16 protein-coding genes and 1 other annotated feature are annotated in these 15861 nt (G+C 43.4%); of the genes, 12 read left to right on the top strand and 4 right to left on the bottom strand.

Features of this window, described 5'->3' with window-relative positions; genetic code table 11:
* Nucleotides 1-41 precede the first annotated feature (41 nt).
* Nucleotides 42-824, top strand: a complete 783-nt coding sequence (locus AE2B122_RS10650; RefSeq protein ID WP_095220693.1) for a ParA family protein — start codon at nt 42-44, stop codon at nt 822-824.
* Nucleotides 796-1635: a ParB/RepB/Spo0J family partition protein gene (locus tag AE2B122_RS10645; RefSeq protein WP_095220692.1), complete on the top strand. Its 840-nt coding sequence runs from the start codon at nt 796-798 to the stop codon at nt 1633-1635. The genes AE2B122_RS10650 and AE2B122_RS10645 overlap by 29 nt, the downstream gene beginning before the upstream one ends.
* Before the next feature lie 57 nt (nt 1636-1692).
* On the opposite strand, the gene yyaC is transcribed toward AE2B122_RS10645, so the two are convergent.
* A complete protein-coding gene (yyaC, locus tag AE2B122_RS10640) occupies nt 1693-2286 on the bottom strand; it encodes a spore protease YyaC (protein ID WP_095230487.1) in 594 nt (197 codons plus the stop codon).
* Between the two features lie 86 nt (nt 2287-2372).
* On the opposite strand from yyaC, the gene AE2B122_RS10635 reads away from it, so the two are divergent.
* The 8 genes from AE2B122_RS10635 (at nt 2373) to AE2B122_RS10600 (ending at nt 8852) form a co-directional block, all read left to right on the top strand.
* Nucleotides 2373-3392, top strand: coding sequence for a hypothetical protein (locus tag AE2B122_RS10635; RefSeq protein WP_175074054.1), 1020 nt, complete (start codon nt 2373-2375; stop codon nt 3390-3392).
* 50 nt (nt 3393-3442) lie between these two features.
* Nucleotides 3443-4363: a mechanosensitive ion channel family protein gene (locus tag AE2B122_RS10630; RefSeq protein WP_175074053.1), complete on the top strand. Its 921-nt coding sequence runs from the start codon at nt 3443-3445 to the stop codon at nt 4361-4363.
* A complete protein-coding gene (locus AE2B122_RS10625; protein WP_038562615.1) occupies nt 4356-4562 on the top strand; it encodes a DUF951 domain-containing protein in 207 nt (68 codons plus the stop codon). The genes AE2B122_RS10630 and AE2B122_RS10625 overlap by 8 nt, the downstream gene beginning before the upstream one ends.
* A 333-nt stretch (nt 4563-4895) precedes the next feature.
* Complete coding sequence (gene ychF / locus AE2B122_RS10620) at nt 4896-5996, top strand: redox-regulated ATPase YchF (protein WP_095220688.1); 1101 nt, start codon at nt 4896-4898, stop codon at nt 5994-5996.
* A gap of 145 nt (nt 5997-6141) precedes the next feature.
* A complete protein-coding gene (rpsF, locus tag AE2B122_RS10615) occupies nt 6142-6432 on the top strand; it encodes a 30S ribosomal protein S6 (protein ID WP_095220687.1) in 291 nt (96 codons plus the stop codon).
* Between the two features lie 12 nt (nt 6433-6444).
* Complete coding sequence (gene ssb, locus AE2B122_RS10610; protein ID WP_038562622.1) at nt 6445-6942, top strand: single-stranded DNA-binding protein; 498 nt, start codon at nt 6445-6447, stop codon at nt 6940-6942.
* Nucleotides 6943-6962: 20 nt separating this feature from the next.
* Complete coding sequence (gene rpsR / locus AE2B122_RS10605; RefSeq protein WP_038562624.1) at nt 6963-7193, top strand: 30S ribosomal protein S18; 231 nt, start codon at nt 6963-6965, stop codon at nt 7191-7193.
* Nucleotides 7194-7421: 228 nt separating this feature from the next.
* Nucleotides 7422-8852, top strand: a complete 1431-nt coding sequence (locus tag AE2B122_RS10600) for an MDR family MFS transporter (RefSeq protein WP_175074052.1) — start codon at nt 7422-7424, stop codon at nt 8850-8852.
* A 28-nt stretch (nt 8853-8880) separates the two neighbouring features.
* Here AE2B122_RS10600 and AE2B122_RS10595 read toward each other — a convergent pair whose 3' ends face one another.
* Nucleotides 8881-9600, bottom strand: a complete 720-nt coding sequence (locus AE2B122_RS10595) for an NAD-dependent protein deacylase (RefSeq protein WP_175074051.1) — start codon at nt 9598-9600, stop codon at nt 8881-8883.
* 164 nt (nt 9601-9764) lie between these two features.
* Nucleotides 9765-9998: a binding site (T-box leader), on the top strand.
* Nucleotides 9999-10082: 84 nt separating this feature from the next.
* Here AE2B122_RS10595 and AE2B122_RS10590 point away from each other — a divergent pair.
* The gene (locus tag AE2B122_RS10590; protein ID WP_175074050.1) at nt 10083-11240 is read left to right on the top strand and encodes an alanine--glyoxylate aminotransferase family protein; all 1158 of its coding nucleotides are present in this window, start codon (nt 10083-10085) and stop codon (nt 11238-11240) included.
* 2 nt (nt 11241-11242) lie between these two features.
* Complete coding sequence (serA, locus tag AE2B122_RS10585) at nt 11243-12826, top strand: phosphoglycerate dehydrogenase (protein ID WP_175074049.1); 1584 nt, start codon at nt 11243-11245, stop codon at nt 12824-12826.
* 30 nt (nt 12827-12856) lie between these two features.
* Here serA and AE2B122_RS10580 read toward each other — a convergent pair whose 3' ends face one another.
* Nucleotides 12857-14173 (bottom strand): APC family permease, encoded by a 1317-nt coding sequence (locus tag AE2B122_RS10580; RefSeq protein WP_095271827.1) that lies wholly within the window; start codon nt 14171-14173, stop codon nt 12857-12859.
* 204 nt (nt 14174-14377) lie between these two features.
* Nucleotides 14378-15193 (bottom strand): histidinol-phosphatase, encoded by an 816-nt coding sequence (locus AE2B122_RS10575; RefSeq protein ID WP_175074048.1) that lies wholly within the window; start codon nt 15191-15193, stop codon nt 14378-14380.
* Between the last annotated feature and the right edge of the window lie 668 nt (nt 15194-15861).

The following is a 15861-nucleotide window of genomic DNA, read 5'->3' as shown; positions in this document are numbered from 1 at the left end:
AATGATAGAATAAATGTATTGAGTTTGAGGTAGGTGACACCATGGGCAAAGTAATCGCAATAGCAAATCAAAAAGGCGGCGTAGGGAAGACAACTTCCAGCGTCAATTTGAGTGCTTGCCTGGCTTTTTTAGGAAATAAGGTTTTGCTAGTAGACATTGATCCGCAAGGAAATGCTACAAGCGGTGTTGGTGTAAACAAAGCAGATGTCGAAAATTGTGTATATAACGTCCTAGTTGAAGATATGGAAGCCGAACAAGTCCTTGTATCAACTGCTGTTGATAATTTGGATGTCATTCCGGCTACTATTCAGCTTGCAGGAGCCGAGATCGAGCTAGTACCTACGATCTCAAGAGAAGTCCGTCTGAAAAAGGCGATTGATAGTGTGAAAGACAATTATGATTATGTCATCATTGATTGTCCGCCTTCTTTAGGATTGTTGACTTTGAATTCGCTGACAGCGGCGGATACTGTCCTTATCCCAGTACAATGTGAGTATTATGCATTAGAAGGGCTGAGTCAGCTATTGAATACGATTCGCCTTGTACAAAAGCATTTGAACAAGCATCTAATGATCGAAGGCGTATTGCTGACGATGCTTGATGCCCGTACGAATCTTGGTATTCAAGTTATTGAAGAGGTAAAGAAATATTTTCAGGATAAAGTGTACCAGTCGATCATTCCAAGAAATGTTCGGTTGGGAGAAGCACCTAGTTATGGTCAGCCAATCATTATTTACGATCCGAAGTCGCGTGGTGCAGAAGTTTATTTAGACTTAGCAAAGGAAGTGATGGCGCATGGCCAAAGGGTTGGGGAAAGGTCTTAATGCTTTCTTTCCAGAATTGGAAATGAAGGAAGAAGATCAGATTCAGGAAATTGCAATCAAGGAATGCCGGGCGAATCCATATCAACCGCGCAAAGTCTTTTCTGCAGATGCAATTGAGGAATTGTCACAATCAATTCAAGAATATGGCATCCTGCAGCCACTCATTGTCCGTAAGAGTATAAAAGGCTATGAAATTGTCGCGGGAGAAAGAAGATTTCGTGCAGCTAAAGCAGCAGGTCTGAAAAAAGTGCCTGTCATCGTCAAGTCATTGGATGATGAGAAGATGATGGAACTTGCCTTGCTGGAAAACCTTCAGAGAGAAGATCTCACTCCGATTGAAGAAGCACAAGCTTATTCCAATCTGATGAAGGAATTGGATATCACACAGGAGATCTTAGCAAAACGCTTAGGAAAGAGCCGCTCTCATATAGCGAATCTTGTTCGTCTATTGACGCTTCCTCCTGAAATTAGTGATTTAATCAATCATGGAGAACTATCAATGGGTCACGGGCGCGCCCTATTGGGATTAAAAGATAAAAAGAAATTGCAATCGCTAGTCGAGAAAATACGCAATGAATCGCTGAATGTCCGGCAAGTAGAGCAACTCATCATCAAGATGAACAATAATCTTCCAGAACCTGAGAAAAAGAAAGCTATAAAGGATATTTTTCTTGTTCAAACTGAATCTCAGCTGCGTAACCAATTTGGAACGGATGTAACAATTCATCGTGGTAAGCGAAAAGGAAAGATTGAAATTCAATTCTTTTCCGATGAAGACTTAGAGAGAATATTAAGTGTATTGAATAGATAAAAGCCAACGGGAGCTTATGCTTCTGTTGGCTTTTTTGTTTGTTTCACGTGAAACATGTCAATTTTCAGCAGCTGTTGTGTCGGGTGATAGTATAGGAACTTGTTTGCGATCGACGGCAATCAATAGGGCACTGATTTTATAAGCAATCTGCATGACAAGATGCAAGCGAGTATTTTGTAACACAAAATACTCCATATCGCCGCTGGCATTAACGATTCCAGTTATTTGGGCATCTCCAACTGCTGGAAGATTTTTTTTCAATGCAGCCCCCGGACGAAGAGGTGTAGGAGAAACGATGATGGAACCTATGGAAGTCGTCCTGCCTAAGCAGGCATCAATTGCAATTATATAAGCATTCGGATGTTTTTCCGCTATCATTTGCAGACGTTCAACCAGATTGACTGCATGCACAGGCGATTCCAGCGTCCCATAAACATGAAGCCTGTTCAAAGGTTTTTCGGTCAAAAATGAACCTATTATGGGTCCTAACGCATCACCAGTCGAACGATCCGTACCGATGCAAAGGACAACAATCTCTCGGTCATCAGGAATCCATGAGCTGATTGTTTCATAGGCTTTACTCATAAGAAGGGGGTCTTGATAGTCGCAGCGGAACTCCTTTTTTTTCGTAAATATTCTCTTCAGGCTCATAGCTTATCCTCCATACACATATTGGTAATAGTATATAGCTTTTCAACTTTTTCTATACGTGTTCATATGAAATTGGAGGGACTGTGATGTGGGCTGCAGGGCTGAAATGGATGTTTTTAATATTGGCGACGTTAATAGGAGCTGGTTATGCTTCGGGAAGAGAAATATGGCAATTTTTCGGCTATGAAAGTGGACTGGCTATCATCATTTTCACCGTTCTATTTACAATATGCAGTTACGTGATCCTGCATATTAGCTTCACCGAAAGAAGCGCGCATTACTTTCCGGTACTGGAGCGGCTTGTCGGCAAAAAGTTGGCTGCTTTTTATGATGTGTTAATTGTTTTCTATTTATTTACAGTTACAGTTGTTATGATTGCAGCCGGAGGTGCTACCGGAACGATGTATCAGATTCCGAATTGGTTGGGCATCCTCTTCATTGCGTTAATGATTATCCTGATTTTTACATCCAATGTAGAAGGTGTCGTTTCGATGAATAGTTATATCCTTCCTATCCTAGTTGGAGGTCTCGTACTTGTTCTTGTTGTCTATACACGGCATGAACAGATCGATCTGCTGCAGGATTGGCGTGAACAGGCAAATTGGCAAGCGGCATTCCCGTTTACCGCATTAAACATTCTTCCTGTTGTCGCAGTTATCGGTGCAATTGGTAAGCACATGAAAGGGAAGGGGGAGTTATGGATTGCGAGTATCGGCAGCGGACTTATCATTGGTGCGCTTACGTACTTATACAATAATGATTTGATGCATATCAGTCATGCAATTCCACATTATGATATCCCGTTGTTCTATATTTTGAAGAACTATCCCTCTATTGTGCTTATCGGCATCAGTATTGTTTTATGGCTTGCTATCTATACTTCTGCTGTTTCCGGAGTTCTGGGCATTGTTTCACGATTTCAAACAAAATGGAAGGGACCTCTCTGGCTGCAAGCAGCTGTGCTTGTCTTACTTATGCTGCCGCTCACACAGCTTGGTTTTACAGACTTGATAGCTTTGATGTACCCGATTTTTGGCTTTGCTAATCTTTACATCCTCTCCGCCATTCTTGTATATCCAATACTAAATCGATACAAAATGAAATAGAAAACTGATAATATATAAAGAAAACAAATGGACGAGGAGATACGCACATCATGAATGTAGAGGAGCAGTGGACCAGTATTTACGACTATTTGACGAGTGCCGAGCTTTGGACAAACCTCGGATTAGCAGCGTTTAAGATTGTCATGATCATTATATTATCTATGGTTGTCACTCGTGTAGCCAATAATATAGTGGAGAGGACTTTTCATAATTCCTTTAGAGAAAAAGCGAAATTAAAGGCTCCTCTCGTATCAGAACGCCGAGAGAACACATTGAAAAAGCTAATTCAAAATGTAATCACGTATGTAGTGTATTTCACCGCTGTCGTGATGGTGTTATCACAGCTTGGATTAAACATTGGAGCATTGATTGCGAGTGCCGGAGTTGCTGGTTTAGCTATTGGCTTCGGAGCGCAAAACTTAGTGAAGGATGTTATCAGCGGTTTCTTCATCATTTTCGAAAACCAGTTTTCAGTAGGAGATAATGTTCAGACCGCTGGTGTGCGGGGAGATGTAGAAGAGATTGGGTTACGGACATCCAAGATTCGTAACTGGACAGGTGAACTGCATATTATACCGAATGGAAATATTACACAAGTGACAAACTTTTCTGTGCACAACAGCTTGGGAGTATTAGATATCAATGTACCTTACGAAGCGAATTTGCAAATAGCAGAAGAGGTCATCATGCAGGTGCTGCTGGAGATGCCGGCTGAATATCCTGAGATACAAGCAACTCCGCAGCTTTTAGGCGTTGAGACATTATCAACTTCCCACATCGTTTTGCGAGCTATCATTGAGACTTTGCCAATGCAGCATTTTGGTGTGGCAAGGGAAGCTAGAAACCGTATTAAAACAAAACTATTAGAACGTAATATCAGTATTCCAGCTCCAAGGCTGGTCATGTATAATAAACAAGAAGCAGAAGAGCTTATGCAGGAAAGTGTTGTAAGGGGGAATGCTCGTGAGTGACAAAGTCTATCAGCTTAATGATGTGGTACAAATGAAAAAAGCCCATCCATGTGGCGAGAATCGCTGGAGGATTATCCGGTTGGGCATGGATATCCGGATTAAATGTGAAGGCTGCGGTCATAGCGTGCTTATTCCTCGGAAAAAATTCGAGACAAAAATGAAAAAAGTTTTGGAGCATGCTGAAGAACCGACAAACTAAAATATGCGTTTCACGTGAAACATAGAAGTCTGTCTGATGTTGTCATCGGAAGGACTTCTTTTTTTTCTATGTAAGAAATCATTTTTAAAATATAAATAAGTATAGAAATGGCAGAAATACACACATAATTTTGCTGTTTTATAAAGAATAGTGTACTCTAGAAGTACGTATGTTTACTTGGACAAAGTAAGGGCAAGCTGGCATGATTTTACGTAAGTCAGTTACCGGTACTGCCCCATCTTCCGGCCTTTGGGCGGAGTGTTCAGTAAGCAGATCTATTTTGGCCGGCTGTACGATAAAAGCGGCCAGGACACTTAAGGAGTGGAAGATTACATGGCTTTAACAGCAGGTATTGTCGGATTACCAAACGTCGGTAAATCCACATTGTTCAATGCGATCACACAGGCGGGAGCGGAATCTGCAAACTATCCGTTCTGTACGATCGATCCGAATGTCGGCATCGTAGAAGTCCCGGATTCACGTTTAAATAAATTGACTGAACTGGTCAAACCGAAAAAAACTATCCCTACTGCATTTGAGTTCACGGATATCGCTGGTATCGTGAAAGGTGCAAGTAAAGGCGAGGGACTAGGAAACCAGTTCCTATCACACATCAGACAAGTAGATGCAATCGTTCACGTGGTACGCTGCTTTGATGATGAAAATATTACGCATGTATCCGGGAAAGTAGATCCTATCGATGACATCGAAACGATTAATCTAGAATTGATTTTTGCAGATCTTGATTCTGTCAACAAACGTCTGCAGCGTGTAGAAAAGCTTGCACGTCAAAAAGACAAAGACGCTGTTGTAGAGCAAGAGATACTGTCCAAAATTAAGGATGGACTTGAGAATGAACTACCAGCACGTGCGCTGGAATTTACAGATGAACAAAGTAAGATTGTGAAAGGCTTGCACTTGTTGACAAGCAAACCAGTCTTGTACGCTGCTAATGTGAGCGAAGAAGAAGTAGCAGATCCATCTGCGAACCAAAACCTTGTCAAAGTACAGGAGTTCGCGGCAAATGAAGGTGCGCAGGTTATTGTTGTTTGTGCGAAGATTGAATCTGAAATTGCAGAGCTTGAAGGAGAGGAAAAAGAAATGTTCCTCGAAGAGCTAGGTATTCCGGAGTCAGGTTTGGATCAGCTAATTAAGGCGTCCTACAGCCTGCTTGGGCTGGCAACTTACTTTACGGCTGGTGAACAGGAAGTTCGTGCTTGGACGTTCCCTATGGGCTACAAAGCTCCTCAGACAGCTGGTATCATCCATAGTGACTTTGAAAAAGGATTCATTCGCGCAGAAACTGTTTCCTACGATGATCTGGTTGATGCTGGTTCTATGAGTGTTGCAAAAGAACGAGGGAAAGTTCGCTTGGAAGGAAAAGAGTATTTGGTGAAAGATGGAGATGTCATGCATTTCCGTTTCAACGTGTAAGGTCGGATCCTCAATTTGTAAATATGCGGAATAAACTTGCTTAACGGCAGATAATTTGCTATAATTCATCATTGTGAGTAATTAAGATTACTCCTTGCTCTTATGAAAGATAAGAGCCGTTAAGTCCAAAAGGAGGTGCAAACGGATGAGAGAATACGAAATCATGTACATCGTCCGCCCAGATATCGAGGAAGAAGCTAAAACTGCTCTAGTTGAGCGTTTCAACGGAATCCTAACTGATAATGGTGCGGAAATCGTGAAAGTTGACGAGAAAGGCAAGAAACGTCTTGCTTACGAAATCAATGATCACCGCGATGGCTACTACTTCATCATTAATCTAAAAGGCAATGAAGCCGCTATTAATGAATTCGACCGTCAAGCGAAGTTCTCTGATGATATTATTCGTCAGATGGCTATTCGTCTAGACGAGAAATAAGGAGGGGTTCTGATGTTAAATCGTGTCGTACTTGTCGGCAGATTAACCAAGGATCCGGACCTGCGTTACACACCAAATGGAGTGGCAGTTGCCAACTTTACCTTAGCAGTAAACCGTCCTTTCTCTAATCAGTCAGGCGAACGTGAGGCAGATTTCATCAACTGTGTTGTATGGAGACGTCCAGCTGAAAATCTGGCGAACTTCATGAGCAAAGGAAGTCTGGTTGGCGTAGATGGCCGTGTCCAAACGAGAAGCTTCGATAATCAAGAGGGTAACCGTGTATATATAACGGAAATTGTTGCGGATAGCGTACAATTCCTCGAGACCAAAGGTGGCTCTCAAGGAGGCGGACAAGGTTCTTCTGGATACCAAAATCAGAACTCGAACTTCAACAACAACAATAACAACAACTTCAATAGCAACAACAATAATAATCGAAATAACGACCAGGATCCTTTCCGTGATAAAGGTGAACCGATCGATATTTCTGATGATGATCTACCATTCTAATCTAAGGGAGGCAATCTGATATGGCAGCACGTCGTGGTCGCGCTAAGCGCAGAAAAGTATGTTATTTCACAGCAAATGGCATCACTTACATCGATTACAAAGACGTTGATTTGCTTAGACGTTTCATCTCCGAGCGTGGAAAAATTCTTCCTCGCCGTGTGACTGGAACTTCTGCAAAATACCAACGTAAATTGACAATCGCTATCAAACGTTCTCGTCAAATGGCTCTATTGCCATACGTGAGCGAGTAATAATGAAAAAGGCATCATCCTTCTGGATGATGCCTTTTTTTATATATTTTAAAGGTATATTAATATCACGAGACCCTCTAAATAGGGTCTTTTTTAATGTTGAGTTTTCAGAATTTAATTAATTTGATAATATCCGCCCATTACGAACAAGATGCTTGAATCTCATAGCAGAACTTCTATAATGGAAAAAGTTGATTCTTAATCTGACAGAAGGAAAGGAGCATCTATATGGCTGCTACTACACAAACAATTGATAAGCATGTGCAAGTGGAAAACCGTATCCCGTTGATCATTGTCTTAATGGTGGGGAATTTCATTGCATTGATAAATGAAACTGTTATGAACGTCGCTTTGCCCAATATAGAAGAGACCCTTGGAATCCAAACGACGACAGCGCATTGGCTTTCTACAGGGTATATGCTGACTATCGGTATTCTTATTCCGATCAGTGCTTATCTCATGCAGCGTTTTACAACGCGTCAATTATTGCTTACTGCACTATCATTTTTCTTTATAGGAACGCTGATTGCCGGTATTGCTCCTAACTTTGCTATTCTGTTGCTCGGACGTGTGATTCAAGCTTCTGGATCAGGGATTATCATCCCGCTTGTAACGACGGTGATCATCACAATCACTCCACTCGCCAAACGTGGTTCGATGCTCGGTTTGCTCATGGTAGTGATATTGTTTGCACCGGCAATCGGTCCTGTATTTTCCGGTCTTGTTGTGGAACAGGCTTCCTGGCGGTATGTTTTCATCAGTGTATTGCCTGTGACACTTGTCTTGCTTGCTTTTGCTGCTTATTATGTTCGAAATGTACTGGAGACGAAACGTACAAAAATCGATATTCTATCTGTCGTGTTGGCAGTGATCGGATTTGGTTCAATCGTTATCGGATTCAGCAGTGCTGGTGCAGAAGGATGGACAAGTCCGCTAGTGCTGGGTGCTTTATTGATTGGGTTAACTGCAATAGCATATTTCGCTTATCGTCAATTTAATTTGGAGACGCCGATGCTTGATCTGCGCCCATACAAAAATAAAAACTTCTTGATGGCAATATTGGTGACAATTACAGTTATGATGTGTTTCTTTGCAGCGATGATTCTCTTGCCTGTGTTCATGCAGGATGCTTTAGGAATTAGCGCATTTGATTCTGGTATTGTCCTGTTCCCGGGCGGAATCATGATCGCAATCATGGCCTTGCTCACTGGTCGGCTTTCCGATCGATTCGGTCCTAAACCATTTGCTATCACGGGAACAGTACTTCTAGTAGCCATGATTGGGTTGATGACGACAATCTCAACTGATACGACAATGCTGCAGTTCACGTTGCTGTATGTTGGCTTTACATTTGCTATTGGGTTAATTTTGACACCGATGACGACACTGGGACTAAATCAATTGACGGAGGAGCTCTATTCGCATGGCAGTGCTTCTCTGAATGCCTTTAACCAAATCTCTGGAGCGATTGGTCCGGCCCTGTTCATTACCTTGATGAGCGGCGGCAGCCAAGCTGTAGCTTCTCAAAGTGCCGATCAGGCGATGACAGCGGGTTTACAGTTCGCCTTTACCATTGCAGGAGCCTTCGCTGTAGCAGCGGTCGTATTCGTACTGTTAGTTAAACAGTCCAAACCTGTTCACCATTATCAATACGAATAAAAAATAGCGAGCTCCCTTAAGGAGCTCGCTATTTTTGCAGCTGCTGTACGATTTTGGAAAGATCATCATAAATGACAATATCAAATAGCGCATCCATGACCGTTGGTTCCCGGTTAATCAGGATAGATGGCTTTCCAAGTGAGTTTGCATATTCAGGAAGCATGTTGAATGGACTGACGAGCAGGGACGTTCCTAGTACAAGAACCAGTTCGCTCTGCTGAATCGCCTGTTCTGCTTTGTCATGCTCGGTAATCGGATCACCAAACAAGACAACGTCTGGCTTCAGCACATGCACACATTTTTCGCAAACAGGAGTTTCTGCTGTCAATAGGTAAGGCAAGTCATAGGAACTGCCGCAGTTCGGGCATGTGGCACTATTCAACGTGCCATGGTATTCGATGACATGTTCGTTGCCAGCAAGGGTATGAAGACCGTCAACATTCTGGGTGATGACAGTGATTTGTTTTCCGTTTACCTCTAGATCTCTGAGATAGCGATGTACATGGTTTGGACCATAATCCTTAAGCAGCTTCACTCGGAAAATATCCTTGTATTTCTGCCAGAAATCCACGGGATCCTTATAAAAATAGTGATTAGAAATATAGTATTCTCTAGCCTCATCAGCAGTCCAAAGACCATTGGTGGAGCGGAAATCAGGAATACCGCTGGCTGTAGATACGCCGGCTCCGGTCAGGATCGTCACCGACGAGGCATCTGCGATCATTTTGGCGGCTGTTTCCAAATGCATAGTTCATACCTCCAGCAAAATTATTATTTTTTCCAGTATAGCAAAAAAGCTAGAAGGAAGCAGATTACAGCGAAATCCGAACAATCCGATTTGCTATAATTATTAGAAAACGTATTGACAATAGCTGTGTGTCTGCTATGATAAATAAAAAATTGAACCAAAACACAACTATATTGATGAAGATCATACCTTTGATCGTGATTATCCAAGAGAGCTAGTGGCTGGTGTGAACTAGCATAATCCGTCAAAGGGCAGCACTTCTGAATAGGCAAACTGAATTGAGTAGGTTTGTCCGGCATATGCCCGTTATGCATAGCTTCAACGAAGGCTGTCGTGTGTAAGCAGACAGTGAAAAAGGGTGGCACCGCGTGAGTAGATCCAAGCTTTTCGCCCCTTACTTATCAGGTAAGGGAGCGGAAGGCTTTTCTTATGGGCTCTTTTACCTGTGAAGATATCTTACAATCCAAGGAGGAAAAGAAATTATGTTACCAGATCAACTTTTACTACGGATTCCAGGACCATCACCAATTCCGCCAAGTGTACAGCGCGCAATGAGCCAGCCGATGATCGGCCATCGCGGTGCGGAGACAACTGCTTTGCTGCAGCGGATTAAGCCAAAATTGAAGCCCGTATTCGGTACAGAACAGGATGTACTGCTTGTGACTGGCAGCGGAACCGCTGGACTGGAAGCAGCAGTTGCCAACACTTCCAAGCCAGGAGATGAAGTGCTGATTGTAGTTGTGGGGGCATTTGGTGATCGGTTTGTGAAGATAGCTCAAGCATATCAGCTTCAAGCCCACCGCTTAGATGTGACATGGGGAGAGGCAGCAAATCCGGAGGATATCAAGACATTCTTGAAGGAACATCCGGAAATCAGCTCTGTCTTTGTTACGTATTGTGAAACGTCCACAGGAGTGCTGAACCCAATCAAACAAATTGCTGAAGCGGTGCATGAAGTATCGGAAGCTTTGGTCATCGTTGATGGCGTATCCTGTGTGGCAGGTGTCGAAACGGAATTTGATAAATGGGGTATCGATATTTTGGTTACAGGCACGCAGAAGGCATTCATGCTGCCTGGCGGTATGTTCTTTGCAGTAGTAAGTGACCGGGCATGGAAAGTGATTGAAGCCAATCCTCAGCCACGATTCTATCTGGATCTGACAAAATATCGTGATGGTCTGGAAAAAGACAGTACACCATTCACGCCGGCTTTATCCATATTGTTTGGGCTGGAACAAGTGCTGACATTGCTTGAGGAAGAAGGGCTGGAGCAGGTGTATGCAAGACATCGTCTGATGCGGAATATGACACGAGCTGCATTCCGTGCGTTAGATGTACCGCTGCTTGTAGAGGATGAGTATGCTTCTCCGACAGTTACGGCGATCAAACCGACAGATTTTGATGCTGAGAAGCTCCGTAAGCAAGTGAAGCAGGACTTCAATCTGGCATTTGCAGGCGGTCAGCAGCATATGAAGGGTGAGATTTTCCGGATCGGTCATATGGGATATTGCTCTCCAGCAGATGTGCTGCAGGTGATTGGAGCAGCGGAGATCGGTCTTGTGAAAATTGGCAAGCAAATAACATTGGGTGCAGGAACGGCAGCTGCACAGCAAATCTACTTGGAACAAGGAGCGAATTGAACATGACTTACCACATACTAATCAGTGATCCATTAAGTGAAGAAGGCATGGCACCATTAACGCAAGCAGATGACTTTGCTGTCACAGTAGATACTGGCCTGACTGAAGCAGAAATCATCCAGAAAATCAGTAATTTTCATGCACTGCTTGTCCGCAGCCAGACAACTGTTACACGGGCAATCATGGAAGCTGCACCGAATCTTAAAGTAATCGGACGTGCCGGTGTTGGTGTAGATAATATCGATTTGGAAGCAGCGACAGAGCTTGGCATAGTCGTTGTCAACGCACCAGATGGGAACACAAACTCCGCTGCGGAACACACAGTGGCGATGATGATGTCACTTGCGCGCAACATCCCACAGGCATTCCTTGCGTTAAAAGAAGAACGCTGGGAGCGCAAGCAGCATATCGGTGTGGAATTGAAGGGGAAGACACTTGGAATAGTCGGTATGGGCCGGATTGGAGCAGAAGTGGCTTACCGGGCTAAGGGTCAGCGTATGGATGTGATCGCCTATGATCCATTCCTGACGAAAGACCGTGCGGTTAAGATGGGGATTGGCTATGGAACATTGGAAGAAGTTCTCGCAGCGAGTGACTTCCTGACAGTTCATACGCCATTGCTGAAAGAAACACATCATATGATCTCCACGGAGGCATTTGCTCAGATGAAAGATGGTGTGCAGATCCTCAACTGTGCAAGAGGCGGAATCATTGATGAAGATGCTTTGTATGAAGCAATCATCAGCGGTAAAGTAGCTGGAGCAGCATTGGATGTGTTCGAAGAAGAGCCTGCGGTTCATCATAAGCTGCTGGAGCTGCCGCAGGTTATTGCCACACCGCATTTAGGCGCAAGCACAGTGGAAGCACAGGAAAATGTTGCGATCGATGTCAGCAAGGACGTCATGCAGATTCTTCAGGGAGGGCAGGCGATTCATCCGGTTAACTTCTCCTCCATTTCTCCGGAAGTCATGCGAAAAATTCAGCCTTACTTTGATCTTGCTGAAAAGCTCGGAGCCTTCCTGGCTCGGACTATGCCAGATGCAATCGAGGAAGTGACTGTCTATTATGCAGGAGATCTGGCAGACCAAGAGGTTGCTCCATTGACACGAAATACGGTCAAAGGATTGCTGCAGCGGTACCTTGGAAATGTGAATGACGTTAATGCGACACATTTAGCCAAAAAACGAGGTATTACAATCAATGAGCAGAAGACTTCTACGACACGAGGATTCACTAGTCTAGTAACAGTAGAAGTGAAATCGGCGACGGTGACACACCAAGTTGCAGGAACACTTGTCAATGGCTTGGGTGCCCGTATTGTGAAGGTGGATGACTATTATGTCGATGTTACACCTGCCGGCCATATGTTGCTCGTTCGGCATAAAGACCAGCCAGGAGCAATCGGCCGGGTAGGTACCTTGCTCGCCCAATATGCAGTGAATATCGCAACGATGCAGGTAGGGCGCTCAAATGAGGGCGGCGACGCAATCATGATGCTTACGGTCGATAAAGAACCGCAAAAAGAAGAAGTTGAAGGATTGAAACAGCTGGATGACATTTTTGATGTAACAGCTATCACAATATAAAAAAGCGAGCAGACATAATCTGCTCGCTTTTTAGCGCCGTTTAGCTTTCAACATATAAAATATCGGTAGACCGATAACTGCTATTCCAATTGATAGAAGACAGCTAAGGAAGTCAGTGAACAGTGTACTGATTAAGACAAACAAAGAGCCTGCAATCGCTGCAATCGGGATGAATGGATAAAGCGGCACACTATAAGCGCGTTCTTTTCCTTTATTACGTTTCCGCAAGATGAAAACAGCATAAAAAGCGAGAACATAGAACATGTAGATCGTAAAAATGCTGATTTCAGATAGCTTATCCGGATTGCTGACAAGCATGAAGATGATAGATAGCACAAGCTGCAAAATGACTGCTACCCAAGGTGTATGCAAGGTAGGATGCACCTTTTTCAATAAATTCGAGAAGGGCAGCTGACCGCGTTCAGCCATCGCGAACGGAATACGCGGGAACGTCAGGATTTTACCATTAAGGCAACCGAAAATACTGACGATGATACCCAAGCTTACGATAATTTCTCCAGCATCACCTAGGACCAGCTTAGCTGCTGTACTGGCTGCATTTGTGTTCAGACTGACGATTTCTGCTGCAGGCAGGATATAAAGCATGGCAGCGTTGATAAACAGATAACAAGCTGTCACGATCAAAATACCGCCGATCATCGCTTTTGGCAATGTCTTTTCCGGATTCTTCATTTCGCCGCCCATGGAAGCAAGCATGATCCAGCCATCATAAGCGAATAATGTGGCTAGTACAGCAGCGCCAAAGTTTATATCGGAAATGGCTTCCGGTACTGCACTGAAAAAGTCTGCATCGCCTTTCCAAAAACCGAAGACAACGATGAGCAGGATTGGAAGCAGCTTGCCGATTGTCGTAACAAGCTGTACGACACCTCCGAGTTTTGTGCCTAATATATTAATAATACAAAGGAACACGACACTCGCGATACCAACGGCAGCTGTCCATTTTGTACCCCAGCCGAACAAATTGACCATGAGTGTCCCGAAATAAAGTCCGAGAGCACCGATGATGGCGGGCCCATAAAGAATCGTTTGTACCCAGCCGCATAGGAAGCCCCATAGCTCGCCATATGTTTCCTCTAGATAAGCGTACAAACCGCCAGTTTTTGGAATTTGTACACCTACTTCAGCAATGGTCAGACCGCCAGCGAGTGTCAGCAGTCCGCCGATCAACCAAGCAAGCATGGCAATTTCAGAACTGCCAGCATGACTCAGCACAGGTCCTGGTTTCATAAACACACCAGAGCCGATGATAGTACCTACTACAATGGATAAACCTAGAAATAGTCCGATTTCCTTCTTTAATGCTGTGTTCTCTGGTTGATTCATGATGTCACTCCTTATCGGCGCAGCATACTGCATTCCTTTAGTGTAGTAATGAAGATATGTAGTTCATTATAGGAAATGTGCCTGCAAATAGAAACTAGAAAAAGTATTCTGACTTGTAAGGGTTTTATCGCAAAAGAAAGGAGCTTGCAGCAATCTGCAGCTCCTTGGATAGTGTCTCCGTACAAAGGGTAATTATGCGATTGTTCAACCTAGCGGCATTGCTTTGCGCTGGCGTTTTTCGAATGTCTGGATCTCGGTATAGCCAACCTGTTTTGCAAGCTCGACTGCCTGCTGGTATGCATAACCTACATGCTTTGGTGCATGAGCATCAGAGTTTATCACGATGCCGACACCAGCATCATAGCATTTCTGCAATAAAACGGGATCAGGATATATCTCTCCGACCGGCTTCCGAAGACCTGCTGTACTAATTTCGATACAAGTGTCATTTTCTACGAGCGCTTTGACGACTCGATCATATTCTCCTTCGACGAAGTCTTGATCGTCTGGTTTATAGCCGAAAATCTTAATCAAATCAATATGGCCTACAAAGCTGAATAGTTTGGACTGAGCGAGTGTGATGATCTGGTCATAATAATCACGATACGCCTGCTTTAAATCACGTTTTTCATATTCTTCTTTGAAAATATCAAGATCGATTCCCCACTCACGAATCCAGTGTACGGAGCCGACGACATAGTCGAAAGGATGCTGATCAAGGAATTCTGCCATTTCGGCTTCTTTACCAGGTGTATAATCCATTTCGATCCCCATCTTTACGGGTAGTCCAGCTTGTTGAATTTCTTTGAAAAAAGCGAGATAATCCTCGAAATGAAGTGTCCGGCGGTTTTCTACCCACGGATTGGATAGGATTTTATTTGTTTCCTGAAAGAAGTAAGCATGCTCTGAAATGCCGAATTCCTCAATTCCTTTTTCTTTAGCTGCGTTAAGATATTCGCGGATATAATCCAAAGTGAACGAACCTGTCTCTGCCATATGTACGTGATAATCTGTCAACAAAACGTCCAACTCCTAACAGTTAAGTTAAAAATAGTGTGACATATTCTGCAGAATGTTCCAAGAGTAGATTTCACAGCCTGCATGAACTCCTGTAAAAAATAAAAAAGCTCTGCCTTTACAGGAAGAGCTTGCCTGAGATATGGAATTAGAAGATAGAGTGCAAATAACCGCCGATGCTGCTGATTAAAAGAGTTGCTGCGAGAATCGCATTGAAGTGACTGTTTTTCATGTTGTTCCTGTCCTTTCCGTAGATTGAATTGTTGTTTATTTACCCGTTTTGTTGTGTTTATAACCTGTTCTGATCTTAGAATAATCATAGCATGCAGGAATCTTGTACTTCATCTTGATTCGGTAGAAAAAATGTGTAAAAAGTGTGGAATAGAAAAATCGACTACATGCTTGTCGCGATGCAGCCGATTTTGAGGTTCGTCTCATTAGTGGATAATGAGGTATGTAGTATGTAGTGCTAAACCCGTTGTAAGGTTGTCTCACTATTATATAGGCTCATTTCGGAAAAATAAACAGGTAAATTAAGATATTCACAAAGTAAGTTACTGATGGGACTATCTTCACGGCGAATCATTTGTTTGAAGACTTTCTTTCGGGTATAATCGTGGGGTAGCATTTTTTCGGATGTATGGCTTTTTTATTCGCCTTCATCCATTACA

This window comes from Terribacillus sp. AE2B 122 (assembly GCF_902497585.1).
Classification (GTDB): Bacteria; Bacillota; Bacilli; order Bacillales; family Amphibacillaceae; genus Terribacillus; species Terribacillus saccharophilus_A.
The sequence above is the reverse complement of the archived record's forward strand: the minus strand, read 5'-3'. Positions and strand labels throughout refer to the sequence as shown.

What these genes read in the sequence shown, in the direction of transcription:
- AE2B122_RS10590 (WP_175074050.1), top strand. Translation starts at nt 10,083, where the DNA reads ATGTTACCAGATCAACTTTTACTACGGATTCCAGGACCATCACCAATT.
- serA (WP_175074049.1), top strand. Translation starts at nt 11,243, where the DNA reads ATGACTTACCACATACTAATCAGTGATCCATTAAGTGAAGAAGGCATG.
- AE2B122_RS10650 (WP_095220693.1), top strand. Translation starts at nt 42, where the DNA reads ATGGGCAAAGTAATCGCAATAGCAAATCAAAAAGGCGGCGTAGGGAAG.
- AE2B122_RS10600 (WP_175074052.1), top strand. Translation starts at nt 7,422, where the DNA reads ATGGCTGCTACTACACAAACAATTGATAAGCATGTGCAAGTGGAAAAC.
- AE2B122_RS10645 (WP_095220692.1), top strand. Translation starts at nt 796, where the DNA reads ATGGCCAAAGGGTTGGGGAAAGGTCTTAATGCTTTCTTTCCAGAATTG.
- rpsF (WP_095220687.1), top strand. Translation starts at nt 6,142, where the DNA reads ATGAGAGAATACGAAATCATGTACATCGTCCGCCCAGATATCGAGGAA.
- yyaC (WP_095230487.1), bottom strand. Translation starts at nt 2,286, where the DNA reads ATGAGCCTGAAGAGAATATTTACGAAAAAAAAGGAGTTCCGCTGCGAC.
- AE2B122_RS10635 (WP_175074054.1), top strand. Translation starts at nt 2,373, where the DNA reads ATGTGGGCTGCAGGGCTGAAATGGATGTTTTTAATATTGGCGACGTTA.
- rpsR (WP_038562624.1), top strand. Translation starts at nt 6,963, where the DNA reads ATGGCAGCACGTCGTGGTCGCGCTAAGCGCAGAAAAGTATGTTATTTC.
- ssb (WP_038562622.1), top strand. Translation starts at nt 6,445, where the DNA reads ATGTTAAATCGTGTCGTACTTGTCGGCAGATTAACCAAGGATCCGGAC.
- AE2B122_RS10630 (WP_175074053.1), top strand. Translation starts at nt 3,443, where the DNA reads ATGAATGTAGAGGAGCAGTGGACCAGTATTTACGACTATTTGACGAGT.
- AE2B122_RS10595 (WP_175074051.1), bottom strand. Translation starts at nt 9,600, where the DNA reads ATGCATTTGGAAACAGCCGCCAAAATGATCGCAGATGCCTCGTCGGTG.
- AE2B122_RS10580 (WP_095271827.1), bottom strand. Translation starts at nt 14,173, where the DNA reads ATGAATCAACCAGAGAACACAGCATTAAAGAAGGAAATCGGACTATTT.
- ychF (WP_095220688.1), top strand. Translation starts at nt 4,896, where the DNA reads ATGGCTTTAACAGCAGGTATTGTCGGATTACCAAACGTCGGTAAATCC.